General features: G+C 67.1%; 11 protein-coding genes. 4 read left to right on the forward strand and 7 right to left on the reverse strand.

Translation table 11 applies throughout. From position 1 onward, the window contains the following. Positions 1–25: 25 nt before the first annotated feature. The 3 genes from BLS40_RS05515 to BLS40_RS05525 form a co-directional block, all read right to left on the reverse strand. On the reverse strand, positions 26–1,738 hold the full coding sequence (locus tag BLS40_RS05515; protein ID WP_092149830.1) for an alkaline phosphatase D family protein: 1,713 nt from the start codon (positions 1,736–1,738) through the stop codon (positions 26–28). A 144-nt stretch (positions 1,739–1,882) separates the two neighbouring features. Then, positions 1,883–2,293, reverse strand: a complete 411-nt coding sequence (gene ndk, locus BLS40_RS05520) for a nucleoside-diphosphate kinase (protein ID WP_092149831.1) — start codon at positions 2,291–2,293, stop codon at positions 1,883–1,885. 24 nt (positions 2,294–2,317) lie between these two features. Then, entirely contained in the window at positions 2,318–2,623 is a 306-nt protein-coding gene (locus tag BLS40_RS05525; protein WP_092149833.1) for a hypothetical protein, read from the reverse strand. Between the two features lie 136 nt (positions 2,624–2,759). Between BLS40_RS05525 and BLS40_RS05530 the strand changes: the two genes are divergently transcribed. The 4 genes from BLS40_RS05530 to BLS40_RS05545 all read left to right on the forward strand — a co-directional run bounded on the left by BLS40_RS05530 (position 2,760) and on the right by BLS40_RS05545 (position 8,388). After that, a complete protein-coding gene (locus BLS40_RS05530; protein ID WP_172808005.1) occupies positions 2,760–4,277 on the forward strand; it encodes an AMP-binding protein in 1,518 nt (505 codons plus the stop codon). A gap of 103 nt (positions 4,278–4,380) precedes the next feature. Further along, on the forward strand, positions 4,381–5,586 hold the full coding sequence (locus tag BLS40_RS05535) for an acyl-CoA dehydrogenase family protein (protein ID WP_092149837.1): 1,206 nt from the start codon (positions 4,381–4,383) through the stop codon (positions 5,584–5,586). A gap of 71 nt (positions 5,587–5,657) precedes the next feature. After that, positions 5,658–7,172, forward strand: coding sequence for an AMP-binding protein (locus BLS40_RS05540; RefSeq protein WP_092149839.1), 1,515 nt, complete (start codon positions 5,658–5,660; stop codon positions 7,170–7,172). Positions 7,173–7,203: 31 nt separating this feature from the next. Then, positions 7,204–8,388, forward strand: a complete 1,185-nt coding sequence (locus tag BLS40_RS05545; protein WP_092149841.1) for an acyl-CoA dehydrogenase family protein — start codon at positions 7,204–7,206, stop codon at positions 8,386–8,388. A 97-nt stretch (positions 8,389–8,485) separates the two neighbouring features. Here BLS40_RS05545 and BLS40_RS05550 read toward each other — a convergent pair whose 3' ends face one another. The 4 genes from BLS40_RS05550 to folC form a co-directional block, all read right to left on the reverse strand. Further along, entirely contained in the window at positions 8,486–10,666 is a 2,181-nt protein-coding gene (locus BLS40_RS05550) for a 3-hydroxyacyl-CoA dehydrogenase/enoyl-CoA hydratase family protein (RefSeq protein ID WP_092149843.1), read from the reverse strand. 6 nt (positions 10,667–10,672) lie between these two features. Beyond that, entirely contained in the window at positions 10,673–11,824 is a 1,152-nt protein-coding gene (locus BLS40_RS05555) for an acetyl-CoA C-acyltransferase (protein WP_092149845.1), read from the reverse strand. Positions 11,825–11,917: 93 nt separating this feature from the next. Then, positions 11,918–12,388 (reverse strand): DUF4233 domain-containing protein, encoded by a 471-nt coding sequence (locus tag BLS40_RS05560; RefSeq protein WP_092149847.1) that lies wholly within the window; start codon positions 12,386–12,388, stop codon positions 11,918–11,920. Beyond that, positions 12,385–13,914, reverse strand: coding sequence for a bifunctional tetrahydrofolate synthase/dihydrofolate synthase (gene folC, locus BLS40_RS05565; protein WP_407922392.1), 1,530 nt, complete (start codon positions 13,912–13,914; stop codon positions 12,385–12,387). Before folC ends, BLS40_RS05560 begins: the two co-directional genes overlap by 4 nt.

Below are 13,914 nucleotides of genomic sequence, written 5' to 3' on the forward strand. Positions count from 1 at the left end.
GCGGCACCGCCCCTTTCCGCCCGCCTTAGACGTAGCCGGCGCCGGGGCGCCACACGCGCGACAGGGCGAGGCCCACCGCCGAATCGGGGTTCTCGTAGTCGCCCACGCGGTAGAACTCCATGCCCACCTCGGCCGGGCGGATCCTCGCCACCGCGTAGCCGTGGGCGTCGAAGTCGACGTGCTTGACGGCCGGGTTAAGCGAGCGGATGAGGTCTTCTGCCAGCAGGGAGACGGGGTTGTTCTCCGGGTAGTAGACGTGCGTGTAGGTGCTCACAGAGTCGCCCACGTTGGCGGCGCTGATCGAGGAGGTCACGATCTCGCAGCCGATCTCCTCGCCGTTGTGCACGATCGAGTTCGCCCACTCGGTGTGGATGTCGCCGGTGAGGAACAACACGTTGGCGTCGTCCGCGGCGAGCTCGTCGAACAGCCGGTTGCGCGCCCAGGCGTAGCCGTCCCACTGGTCCGGGTTCAGGGGGATGCCGGAGACCAGCGTGGAGAAATCCTCAATCAGCTGGTTGACCAGGCGGGCCTCGGAGCTCGTCGGGGCGAGCGAGCCCAGCGTCAGCGGGGCGATCATGACGGAGTTGCCCATCACGTTCCACGTGGTCGTGGAGTTGCGCACCACCGAGGCGAGCCAGTCGAACTGCTCGGAGCCCAGCATCTCGCGCCCGTCGCTACTGCCGGACAGGCGGGACGGCTCCGCGTCGCGGTAGGTGCGCAGGTCCATCATCGTGAGGTTGACCAGGGACCCGAACTGCAGGCTGCGGTAGATGTGCCCGCCCTCCGACGGGCGCGTCGCGCGCACCGGTAGCCACTCGAAGTACGCCTGCTGGCCGGCGTTGCGGCGGTCCAGCCACGAGCCCTCGGTCCCGTCGGTGTGGTTTTCCGCCCCCTCGCGCCAGGAGTTGTTCGCCGTCTCGTGGTCGTCCCAGATGACGATCCACGGCGCGGCGGCGTGCGCGCGCTGCAGTTGCAGGTCCTGCTTGTAGCGGCCGTGGCGGACCCGGTAGTCGGTGAGCGTGATCGTCTCGTTCTGCGGCGAGTGCTGGCGCGAAACGCCGCTCTTCCCCGCGTACTCGCCGGTCGGATACTCGTAGATGTAGTCGCCCAGGAACACCACGGCGTCGAACTCGCCTCGCTCCGCGCGCTCAGCCATGTCGCGGTAGGCCGCGAAGTACCCGGCCTCCCAGTTGGCGCAGGAAGCCAGGGCGAAGGTGACCTCATCCACCGCGGCGTCGTAGGCGGGCGCCGTCTGCGTACGGCCCACCGGGGAGAACACCCCGTTGTAGCTGAACCGGTAGAAGTACACCGTGCCCGGCTGCAGGCCGTTCGGGTCCACGTGGACGGTGTGGTCCGAGGCCGCCTGGGCGGTCACCGTGCCGGAGCGGACCACGGTGGTGAACTCGGGCGAGGTTGTCACCTCCCAGCCCACGGGGGCGTCAGCGCCGATACCCGACCCGGGGGTGGCCTCGGGGCTCACCGTCACGCGGGTCCACAGAATCACCGACGTGGGGGTCGGGTCGCCGGAGGCGACGCCGTGCATGAAGTGGGAGTACTGCGATTCCGGGGCGCCGGGCAGAACGCGGCCGCCGGTCAGCGAGGACCCCGACGACGTTGAGGACAGCTGGGACGACAGCTGCGCGGAGGCGCGGGGGGCGATAGCGGCGGTGGCGGCGGCGACGCCGGTGCCGACGATGAAGGAACGGCGAGGCAGCGCGTGGTCAGGCGTGTCAGACACACGGTCATGGTCAACCGCGAGCCCCCCGTCCGCAACGCGGGAAGCCCCAGTTTCCCAACTTTTCCGGCGCGATTCACCGCAGGTTCACTCAACGCAAACGCCACCTGCGCGTTGCAGGTGGCGTCGACAAGCGGGGCGAGCTTTCTACTTGTTGGGGAACCAGATGGCGATCTCGCGCTCCGCGGACTCGGGCGAGTCGGATCCGTGCACGACGTTTTCGCCGACGGTGAGGGCGAAGTCGCCGCGGATCGTGCCCGGGGTCGCCTTCTCCACCGGGTGGGTGCCGCCCGCCAGCTGGCGCCATGCGGCGATGGCGGACTCGCCCTCCACGATTCCTGCCACCAGCGGCGCGGAGGTGATGAAGTCCACCAACTCACCAAAGAACGGCTTGTCGGAGTGCTCCGCGTAGTGCTTCTCAGCGGTCTCGCGATCGGCGGTGCGCAGGTCGAGCTCGACGAGCTTGAGGCCCTTGCGCTCGATGCGGGCGATAATCTCTCCGACGTGGCCGTTGGCGACGCCGTCCGGCTTGATCAGGATCAAAGTGCGTTCAGTCATAGTCGCCAACACTACTAAACGCGGTTACAACTCGCGCACGATGCGGGCCGCGTCCTCCGCGGAGGCGTAGCGATGCCACATCTGCACCTGCCGGATCGCCAGCCCGGAGTTACCCTCCGACTTCATCCTGCGGATCGTCTCTTCCTGCTCGGCGTCGAGCTCGACGGGGCCCTGAACGCGGTTGCGGTACGTCTCGCGGAAACCCAGGACCAGGAACACCGCGGCCGCCGCGATCGACGCTAGGGCCGCCGGCCGGGGAAGATCCAGCCAGTTCGCGCCCACGGCGACGAGCGAGAACGCGGCGGCGAGAATAAACCAAAGGGTGCGCATAACGCCTGAGCATAACCACCTGCGGCGCCGCCACCCGGGTAGTTTTGCACAAATAGATAAAAATCGCCCCGGGCGGTATAGCGTGTGCTACACATTGATAAGCATTGCGACCCACATCACACACCGGGAGGTTTCGTTGATCTACCACAGCCCCTACCCCAGCGTCGAGGTACCGGAGACGAACGTGTTCGACCTGATCTTCGGCGGCCTGAGCGAGAAGGACGCGGCGCTGCCCGCCATCACCGAGCTGACGACCGGAACCACGGCGACCTACGCCGAGCTGAGGGACTACTCCGAATCGATCGCCGGGGAGCTCACCTCCCGCGGGATCGGACCCGGCGACGTGGTCACGCTCCAGGTGCCCAACTCCATCAACTTCGCGGCCAGCCTGCTCGGCGTCATGCGCGCCGGGGCCACCGTCAACCCCGTCGGCATGCTGATGAACCAGGCCGACGTGGCGCACATCGTCTCCGCCTCGCACTCCAAGCTGTTCATCGGCCCGACCGACCTGGAGCAGATCCCCCAGATCTTCTCCATGGAGCTGCAATCAATCGCGCAGCGCCACCATCCCGCGCCTGACGTGCACATCGACCCTGCATCCGTGGCCGCCGTCCCGTTTTCTTCCGGCACGACCGGCCTGCCGAAGGGCGTGCAGCTGACGCACCGCAATCTGGTGGCCAACATCCTGCAGGTCGACGCGATGATCGACCTCTGCGGCATCCGGCGGGAGGCGAACACCTTAAGCGTGCTGCCGTTCTCCCACATCTACGGGCTCACCGTCTTGCTGCTCAGCCCGCTGTACCGCCGCCACCACATCTTCACCATGCCCAAGTTCGACCTCGGACTCTTCCTCAGCGCCCACGGCACGCACAACATCGAGTTCACCTTCATCGCCCCGCCAATGGCCATCGCGATGGCGAAAGGCCCGGAAATCGACGCGTCCTGGTTCGCCGACTCCAAGCTGATGGTCAGCAGCGCCGCGCCTATCGACGCCCCCATCATGCGCGCGGTTGAGGAGCGACTGGGCACGAAGGTGGTCCAGGGCTGGGGCATGACCGAGGCCGCCCCCCTCGTCGCTCTCAACCTGCACGGCGACGCCGACCACTCGAGCGTGGGCAAGCCCGCGCCCAACACCGAAATCCGCCTCGTGGACATTGACACGCTCGAGGACGTCGAGGAGGGCCAGCAGGGCGAGGTACTCGTGCGCGGACCCCAGGTCATGCTCGGCTATCTCGACAACGAGGAGGCCACGAACAACACCCTCGTGCAGGGCGGGTGGCTGCGCACCGGCGACATCGCGCGCATAGGCGACGACGGTGGCCTGAGGATCATCGACCGCGCCAAGGAAGTGATCAAGTACAAGGGCTACCAGGTCGCCCCAGCCGAACTGGAGGCGCTGCTGCTGACCCACCCGGACGTTAACGACGTCGGCGTGGTGGGAGCGGAGCGAGACGGCCTGGAGATCCCGCGCGCGTTCGTCGTCAAGCGGGAGGGGGCGGATGTGAGCGCCGGGCAGCTCATGGAGTGGGTCGCGGAGCGCGTCACCCCGTACAAGAAGGTGCGCGCGGTGGAGTTCGTCGACGCGATCCCGAAGAACCCGACCGGCAAGATCCTACGCCGCGAACTCCGCCAGGTTCCGTGGCCCGCGGCGTGAGATGCGACACGGAAACCCACGCTACAAATCGGTTGCGCCACTATGCGATGTGGGTCACAATACTGAGAAAGCACGACTCATCTAACAGCTTTGGAGGGCAATCATGGCCGACACACCCCAGTTCACCGAGTTCCAGGGCATCCCGCTCGACCCCCGCACCGACTACTACCGCATCTTCGATGACGTCGACGGCGCGGACCTCGAATGGTGGAAGAAGGCGCGCGACTTCTGCGAGTTCGCCCGCCCCAGCATCAACGAGGCGTGGGAGAAGGCCGAGTACAACATCCCCGGCGCTGAGGAGGCCGCGCGCCGCGGCCTGATCCGCGACGGCATCGACATCGAGGGCGAGCCGGAGATGAGCATCCGCGCAAAGCGCCTCATCGGTTTCGAGATCTCCCGCCTCGACGCCTCCACCGCCACCGCGCTCGGCGTCCAGGCCGGCCTGGCCATGCAGTCGATCAACCTGCTGGGCTCCGAGGAGCAGAAGAAGAAATACCTCAAGCCGATGTCCCTGATGGAGATCCGCGGCGCGTTCGCGCTCACCGAGCCCGACCACGGCTCCGACTCCATCGCGCTGGAGACCTCCGCCGTACGTGACGGCGACGAGTGGGTCATCAACGGCGAGAAGAAGTGGATCGGCCACGGCTCCGTCGGACACATCACCGTCGTCTACGCCCGCATGGAGGACGGCAACGTGGGCGCCTTCATCGTCGACCAGGACCAGGAGGGCTACGACGCCGAGACCATCACCGGCAAGGCCGCCCTGCGTGGCATCCCGCAGGCGCACATCAAGCTCAACAACGTCCGCGTCTCCGACGACCGCCGCCTGCCCGGCTGCCGCTCCTTCCGCGACACCGCCCAGGTGCTCATGGCCACCCGCATCGGCGTGGCGTGGAGCGCCTTTGGCCTGGCCGTGGACTGCTACGAGAAGGCACTGAAGTACGCCTCCGAGCGCGTCCAGTTCGGCCGCCCCCTGATCAAGAACCAGATCATCCAGCAGCGCCTGTCCGACATGCTCATGGATGTCACCTCGCTCGCCCTGTACTGCAAGCGCCTGCTCGAGCTCGAGGAGGCCGGCACGCTGACCGAGCAGCAGGCCGCCCTGGCCAAGGTCCACGGCACCCGCGCCGCGCGCCGCGTGGCGGCGAACGCCCGCGACATGTTCGGCGGCGTCGGCATCCTGCTCGAGAACGACGTTATGCGCCACATGGCAGACGTGGAAACCCTGCACACCTACGAGGGCACCGACACCATGCAGTCGCTCATCGTGGGCAAGTCCATCACGGGAGTCGGCGCGTTTACCAGCTAGGCCCCGCTGGGCCCGTAAAAGCCTGAATAAGCTCCGCCCCCGAAAATCAACTAGGTAGAAGAACCCACCTCATGGCATACACCAGCCCTTTCGCAGCGATCGACATCCCCGAGGTCGATCTGTTCACACACATCTTCGGTGACCTGACCGAAGAAGAGGGTTCGCTTCCTGCACTCACGGAGCTGACCACCGAAATGACCGTCTCGTACCGCGGGCTGCGAGAGATGGCCGAATCCGTCGCCGGCGCCTTGGCCGAGCGCGGCATTGGAAAGGGCGACGTCGTCGCCCTGCAGATCCCCAACTCCATCAACTACGTCGTCGCCCTGCTGGGCATCCTGCGGGCCGGCGCGATCGTCTCGCCGCTCGGCGTGCTGATGAACTCCTCGGACGTCAACAAGCTGATCAAGCTCTCCGGGGCCTCGTACTACATCGGCTTGACCGACATCGAGGGAATGGATCAGATGTGGAGCTACGAGATCCCCGCCGTCGCGGCTGGCGGCCACACCCCGCCCGACGTCGAGGTCTCCGCGGACGACATCATGGCCATCCCGTTCTCCTCCGGCACCACCGGCTTGCCGAAGGGCGTGATGCTCAGCCACCGCAACATCGTCTCCAACATCGAACAGGTCAACCACCTGCTGGTGGAAAACGGCGTGACGGAGCGCACCAACTTCCTCTCCCCGCTGCCGTTTTCCCACATCTACGGCCTGACGGTGCTCCTGCTGTCCCAGCTGAAGAAGCGCCACCACATCTTCACCATGCCGAAGTTCGACCTGCAGACGTTCATCGACGCCCACCCGAAGCACCAGATCGGCTTCACCTTCATCGCCCCGCCGATGGCCGTGGCCCTGGCGAAGAACCCCACCGTGAAGGCGGAGAACTTCGAGGCGGCCAAGATCATGTTGTCCGGCGCCGCGCCGCTGGACTTTGACACCGCCAGCACCGTCGCCTCCAAGCTCGGCGTCAAGATCATCCAGGGCTACGGGATGACGGAGACCTCGCCGGTGACCCACTTCGGCATCCACGGCCGTTCCGATCCGGGCTCCATCGGCTTCGCGGCACCCAACACCGAGTTCAAGATCATGGACCTCGAGACCGACACCGAGGTGACCGATGGCGAGATGGGCGAGCTGCTCGTCAGGGGCCCGCAGGTCATGATGGGCTATCTCAACAACAAAGAGGCGACGGACGAGGTGCTCATTGGCGACGGCTGGCTGCGCACCGGAGACGTCGCCCGCGTGAACGAGGAGGGCGTGACCTACATCGTCGACCGCGCCAAGGAAGTGATCAAGTACAAGGGCTACCAGGTCGCGCCTGCCGAGCTCGAAGCCCTGCTGCTCACCCACCCCGACATCGTCGACTCCGGTGTGGTCGGCGTGGTGCGCGACGGCTTGGAAATCCCCCGCGCGTTTGTGGTGCGCGAGGAAGGTTCCACGCTAACCGCCGAGGAGCTCATGGAGTGGGTGGCCGAGCGGGTCACCCCCTACAAGAAGGTCCGCGCCGTAGAGTTCGTCGACGAGATTCCGAAAAACCCGACCGGTAAGATCGAGCGCAAGAAGCTTCGCGCCGTACCGTTCGAAGCCTAAACCCCTATTGTCATAGAAAGCTGGACTGACAGTGCCCAACCAAACCAACGACCTTCTCTCCCCTAGGGCCGACTACTACCAAGTGTTCGCTGACGTCGACGGCGACGACCTCGAATGGTGGAAGACCGCGCGCGACTACGCGGCCTGGGTCCGCCCGCACATCAACGAGGCGTGGGAGAAGGCCGAATACAACGTCCCGGCCGTGGAGGAGGCCGCACGCCGCGGCCTGATCCGCGACGGTATCGACATCGAGGGGGAGCGGCCGATGTCGATTCGCGCCAACCGCCTCATCACCCTCGAGCTCGCGCGTTGCGACGCCTCGACGACCACAGCCGTCATCGTCCAGGCGGGACTGGCCATGCAGTCGATCAACCTGCTGGGCTCCGAGGAGCAGAAGAAGAAGTACCTCGGCCCCATGTCGCGGATGGAAATCCGCGGCGCGTTCGCGCTCACCGAGCCCGACCACGGCTCCGACTCCATCGCCCTGGAAACCACCGCCACGCGTGACGGCGACGAGTGGGTCATCAACGGCGAGAAGAAGTGGATCGGCCACGGCTCCGTCGGCCACATCGCTGTCGTGTGGGCCCGCATGGACGACGGCGAGGTCGGCGGATTCATCGTCGACCAGGACCAGGAGGGCTACGACGCCGAGACCATCACCGGCAAGGGCTCGTTGCGCGGCATCCCGCAGGCGCACATCAAGCTCAACAACGTCCGCGTCTCCGACGACCGCCGCCTCCCCGGAGCCCGGTCGTTCCGCGACACCGCAGTCGTCCTCGGCGGCACCCGTCTCGGCGTGGCATGGACCGCGCTGGGCATCGCCATCGACTGCTACGAGAAGGCCCTGACGTACGCCACCGAGCGCGTCCAGTTCGGCCGCCCCCTGATCAAGAACCAGATCATCCAGCAGCGCCTGTCCGACATGCTCATGGACGTCACGGCCATGGCCCTGTACTGCAAGCGCCTGCTCGAGCTCGAGGAGGCGGGCGAGCTCAGCGAGAAGCAGGCCGCCCTGGCGAAGGTGCACAACACCCGCGCCGCGCGCCGCGTGGCGGCGAACGCCCGCGACATGTTCGGCGGCGTCGGCATCCTGCTGGAAAACGACGTCATGCGCCACATGGCGGACCTGGAGTCGCTGCACACCTACGAGGGCACCGACACCATCCAATCGCTCATCGTGGGCAAGACCATCACCGGGGTCAGCGCCTACCGCTAACCCTTGAGCGGTGCGCCGCCCACCGGCGGCGCACAGAACAACGGGCCGCACCTTCCATCTGAGATGGAGGATGCGGCCCGTCTGTGTCGGGCGCGAACTAGTTGTTCAGCGGCTTGCGGGTTGTTGCCATGTGGGCGGCCCGGTCGCCGTTTTCCTGGCGAGCGAGCACGCCGGAGGCGGCGTCGACCTGGCGGTCCGCGAGCTCCGCCTCGGTGGCGGTGCCCTCACCGTTGTACACGCTGGCGAGCGCTGCGCCGATGGCGGCATCGGTCTCCGAGCCCTCGGTGTATTCCAGGGTCTCGGTCGTCAGCGGCAGCTCCGCGTCGGCCGGGGCGGTGTAGCCGCTGGCAAGCTCGCGGGCGAGCTCGAGAGCCTGCTCCACCACGTGGTCCGGGCTCATGATCACGCGATCCTTGTCGCGCCAGAAATCCACGTTCACCGCCGGAACGGGCTTGGTGTTGAGCAGCGTGTCGTAAGCGACCTTGTGAGCGCTGGGCGTGCCGAGCTCCAGCAGGCGCTCCAGCAGTCGCACTGGGCCAGACCACGCCGGGAACAGACCCACGGAGCGCTCCGGGAAGCCGACACGGGTCTCGCCGTGGATAACGGAGGCGTCGGTGTGCAGCAGCAGCTCCAGGCCGCCGCCGAGGGCGACGCCGCGCACGGCGCCGATGACCGGGTACGGCGCGCGGCGCAGCGCGTGCAGGCCGTCGACACCCTGGCGGATGGTGGCCTTGCGGGCCTCCTCGTCGCCGTTCGGGCCCGAGATCTCGGCCAGGCGCGGCAGGTTCGCCCCCGCGGAGAAGGCGCGCTCCTCATCGTTGGCGATGACGAGGGCCTTGAGGTCCCACTCGCCGGCGTGGGTGAACAGCTCGGTGACGTCATCCGTCGAGGAGTTCATCGGAGTGGTGTAGACGAACACGCCGATACCGTCGGAGAGCTTGTACACGGTCGCGCCAGCGTTGCTGGCCACGACCTCAGCGCCGTCGACGAGCTCGGAGACGCGGACGACTCCCTCGCGCTGGGCGGGCTCGGTCAGCTGGCCGTCGGTGCCCAGCACCTTGCCGTCGGCGTAGAAGCCACCGGCCGCGCGGGCGGACTCCAGCAGCGCCGGGACGGCGTCGAAAAGCGAGGCGACGTAATCCAGCCCGATCGAGTCGGCCAGCGCGAAGGGGCCCTTCTTCCAGCCGTAGCCGAGCTCCATCGCGATGTCGATCTGATCGACGGTGGAGGCGATCTCCTCGGCCGTGTCGCAGCAGTACTGCAGGGTCTCGCGGAAGACCTCGCGGGCGTAGTTGCCTTCGGGCGTACCGGACTCCATGAGTTCCTTGGCGTCCTTCGGAACCTCGAACGACTTCTTCTCGCGGTAGTCGTGCGCCTCGAAGTCGTACACTTCGTCGCGGCCGCGGTAGAAACCGGACTCGGCGGTGCGGCCCGTGAAGCCCTTCTCCAGCAGCTCCGTGAACTGCGGGGAATCGACGACGCCGAACTTGTGCATCGCGTCATCCGCCGGCAGGGCATCGAGCAGCGAGCCCCAGATGTGGGGGGCGACCTGTAGACCGATGTAGTCGAACAGGCCGAACACGCCGGTGCGGGGAACGCCGAACGGCTTGCCGAAGGCGACGTCCGCCTGCTCCGGCAGCACGCCCTGGTCGAACGCGATCTGCGCGCCGGCGCCCATCCAAAAGTTGCCGATGCGGTTGGCGATGAAGCCCGGGGTGTCGCGGCAGTCCACGACAACCTTGCCCAGGTCGCGCTCGAGCACTTGGCGCAGTTTCTCGCCCACCTCGGGGCGGGTGTCGGGGCCCTGCACAAGCTCCACGAGGCGCATCACGCGCGGCGGGTTGAAAAAGTGGGTGATGGCGAAGTCGGCCTTGAACTCCTCGCTCGCCTCGGCCAGGAGTGTCTCCAGCGGAATCGTGGAGGTGTTCGAGGTCACCGGAGTGCCCGGACGACGGTGAGCGTCGACCTTGTCGTAGGTGTCGCGCTTAACGTTGATGTCCTCGAACACGGCCTCGATGATCCAGTCGGCCTCCGCCAGGCGGTCGAGGTGGTCCTCCGTGTTGCCCGGGGTGATGCGGTCCGCGTACTCGGGGCGAGTGAACCCGCGGCGCTTGACCTGGGTCTCGATGCCCTTGCGGGCGCGCTCGTCGCGGTCCTCGCCGTCGGACGGGAGGTCTAGCAGGTGAACCTTGATGCCGCCGCTGGCCAGAAGGGCCGCGATGCCGGCGCCCATGGAGCCGGCGCCGAGGACGGCTGCTGTGGTGATGTCAGAAGCCATGTGTGCTTAAACCTCCAGGACGAGGGCGATACCCTGGCCGCCGCCGATGCAGGCGGTGACGAGACCCAGGCCGCCGCCGGCGTCCCGCAGGGAGTGGATAGCCTTGGTGATCAGGATGACGCCGGTTGCGCCGATCGGGTGGCCGAGCGCGATGGCGCCGCCGTTGATGTTGGTCTTGTCGTTGTCGAAGCCGAGCTCGTCGGCCACAGCGAGGGCCTGCGCCGCAAACGCCTCGTTGGATTCGATGATCTTCATGTCATCGAGCTTCAGGCCGGCCTTGTCCAGTGCCTTCGGCACAGCCACGGTCGGGCCGAGACCCATGTACTTCGGGTCGCAGCCGGCCAGACCCCAGGAGATGATCTTTGCCATCGGCTCCAGGCCGTACTGGGACAGGCCGGACTCGCTCGTCATCACCAGCGCGGCCGCAGCATCGTTGATACCTGAGGCGTTGCCGGGGGTCACCGTGCCCTCCTTGTTGAAGGACGGCCGCAGACCGGCCAGCTTTTCGGCGCTGGTCTGGCGCGGGTGCTCGTCCACGGCGAAATCGCCGACGGGGACGATCTGCTCGGTGAAGCGGCCGTTGGCGATGGCGTCGGCGGCGCGGGTCTGGGACTGCAGGGCGAACTCGTCCTGGCGCTCGCGGCTGATGCCGTAACGCTGCGCGACGTTTTCCGCGGTGACGCCCATGATGCCGTTGCCCATCGGGTCGGTCAGCGCACCGGTGAGCCAATCCACCAGCTTGCCGTCGCCCATCTTGCGGCCCTGGCGCATGCCCTCAACCGAGTACGGCGCCTGGCTCATCACCTCGACACCGCCGACGAGGGCGAGGCGGGAGTCATCAGTCATCAGCTGCTGCGCCGCGCTGATGGCCGCCTGCACGCCGGAGCCGCACAGGCGGTTCACGCCGTAGGCGTGCGAGCCCTGCGGCAGGCCCGCCTCGAGCGCGACGGCGCGGGAGGTGTACATGTCGCGCGGGCCGGTGGTAACAACGTTGGCCCACACCGAGGAGTCGAACTCGTCGGCGGAAACTCCGGAGTCGGCGATGACAGCCTTGGCCACGTGAGCGCCCAGGTCGATCGTGGAGATCTTCGACAGGGAGCCGCCGAAGGTACCGATCGGTGTGCGCTTCGCGTTTGTGATGTAAATAGGTTCTGACATGCCACTCCTTAGCAAGTGTTGGCGTATGCGTTACAGTTTCTACAAAGTTTAACGCAAGTCACACTTCCGTGAAAGGCCCCCTAGTGAAACGACCTAGTTTCCCTGTTCCTGGGCCGGTGATCCGTCGTCCGCCGTCCCGAGATGCTGGGTGACCAGGTACCCGCCGCGCATCCGCTCGATCATGTCGCGGCGCAGCTTGAGGATGAAAAACCACACGACGCCGAACATGATGCCGACCGCCGTGACGGACCAGTGCACGAAGAAGCCGAAAATCAGCGGAATCTGCAGGGCGAGGTTGATCTTCAACGCGCCAGGCAGGCGCTGCAGAAACGCCATCACGACGTGGGCGACGCCCAGCACCGTGACGTAGACCCAGTTGAAGGTGGTCCAGTGCGACCCGCCGTCGACTTTCAAAATGACGAGCAGGATGAGCAGGATTGTCATGGCCTCCATGACCAGGGTGCCCGAGAGCACGCCGCCGAGACCGGCCAGGGGGTCCTTGGCGGGGGTCCGTCCGGGCCCGAGCGGGCTCACATCGGGTTCGCGCTTGCGGGATCGGCTCATTGCGGGTCCTTTCCAAACATCGTGCGGGCCTGCCCCGCCGTGACGACGGAGCCGGTGATGATGACGCCCGAGCCAGACTGCACGCCGACTTCCGCCAGCGCGTCCTCCGCCAGCTGGACGGCGAGCTCGTAGGCGGCGGGGAGGTTTTCCTCCACGTGCACGCGCTCGTCGCCGAATATCTCACGGGCGAGCTCGGCGAGTTCGTACGCGTCGAGCGCGCGCGGCGAGGTGTTCTGCGTGATCACGACCTCGGTGAGCACCGGCTCCAGGGCCGTAAGGATGCCGGAGGCGTCCTTGTCCCCCAGGATGCCGAGCACGCCGATGAGCCGGGCGAAATCGAAGTCGTTGGACAGAGCGTCGGCAAGCGCGCGCGCTCCGTGGGGGTTGTGGGTGGCGTCGATGAACGTCGTCGGCGTGGCGCGCACGCGCTCGAGGCGCCCGGGGGAGGACACCTGTGCGAAACCCCGGCGAACGGTTTCAGCATCGAGCGGGCGCTGGGAACTGGCCCCGTGGAAGGCTTCCACCGCCGCGAGCGCCACGGCCGCGTTGCGCGCCTGGTGCGGTCCCGACAACGGTAAGAAGATGTCGGAGTACTCCCCGCCGAGCCCCTTGAGGGTCAGCGTTTGCCCGCCGACGGCGACGGATGCCTCCGCGACTCCGAACTCGATGCCGAGGCGGGCGACGGCGGAGCCGACCTCCACCGCTTCCTCGAGGACGACGCGCATCGCCTCCGGCTCCTGGTCGGCCACGATGGTCACCGAGTCGGGGCTGGTGATGATGCCGGCCTTCTCGCCGGCGATCTCGGTGAGCGTGTCGCCTAAGTACTCGGTGTGGTCCAGCCCGATCGGCATGATCACGTTGACGTCCGCGTCAATAACGTTGGTGGCGTCCCAACGCCCGCCCATGCCCACCTCCACCACGGCGACCTCCACCGGCGCCTCCGCGAATGCGGCGTACGCCAGGCACACGAGGGCTTCGAAGTAGGACAGTCGCTGGGCCGTTTGCTCGTCGACCATCGCCAGGTAGGGGGCGATCTGCTCGTAGACGCTGACAAAGTCCGCCGGGTGGATCGGCTCCCCGTCGATGGCGATGCGCTCGGTGATCAGCTGCAGGTGCGGGCTCGTCGTGCGGCCGACGCGGTGCCCGAAGGCGCGCAGCAGGGAGTCGATCATGCGCGTGGTCGAGGTCTTGCCGTTCGTGCCGGCGACGTGAATCGAGCGGAAGGACTCCTGCGGGTCGCCGAGGTAGTCCATGGCCAGCCGCACGCGCTCGAGGGTGGGGTCAATCTGCGTTTCTCCCCACCGCTCGGCCAGCTCCGCCTCCACGCGGCGCAGCGCGGCCATGTCCTCGGGGGTCACCCGCCGGGGACGGACCTCGTCGTCGTCCTCGCCGGCCTCCCCCTCCCCTGGGGTGCCGAGGTTGACCCGCAAGCCCGTCTCCTCCAGCGAGATGTCGAACTGTTCGGGCAGCTCCGGCAGGTCAGGCAACCCCGGCTCGTCGCGGCCGGTCGAATCGTGTGGTTCCAC

This window comes from Corynebacterium mycetoides, assembly GCF_900103625.1.
Taxonomy (GTDB): domain Bacteria; phylum Actinomycetota; class Actinomycetes; order Mycobacteriales; family Mycobacteriaceae; genus Corynebacterium; species Corynebacterium mycetoides.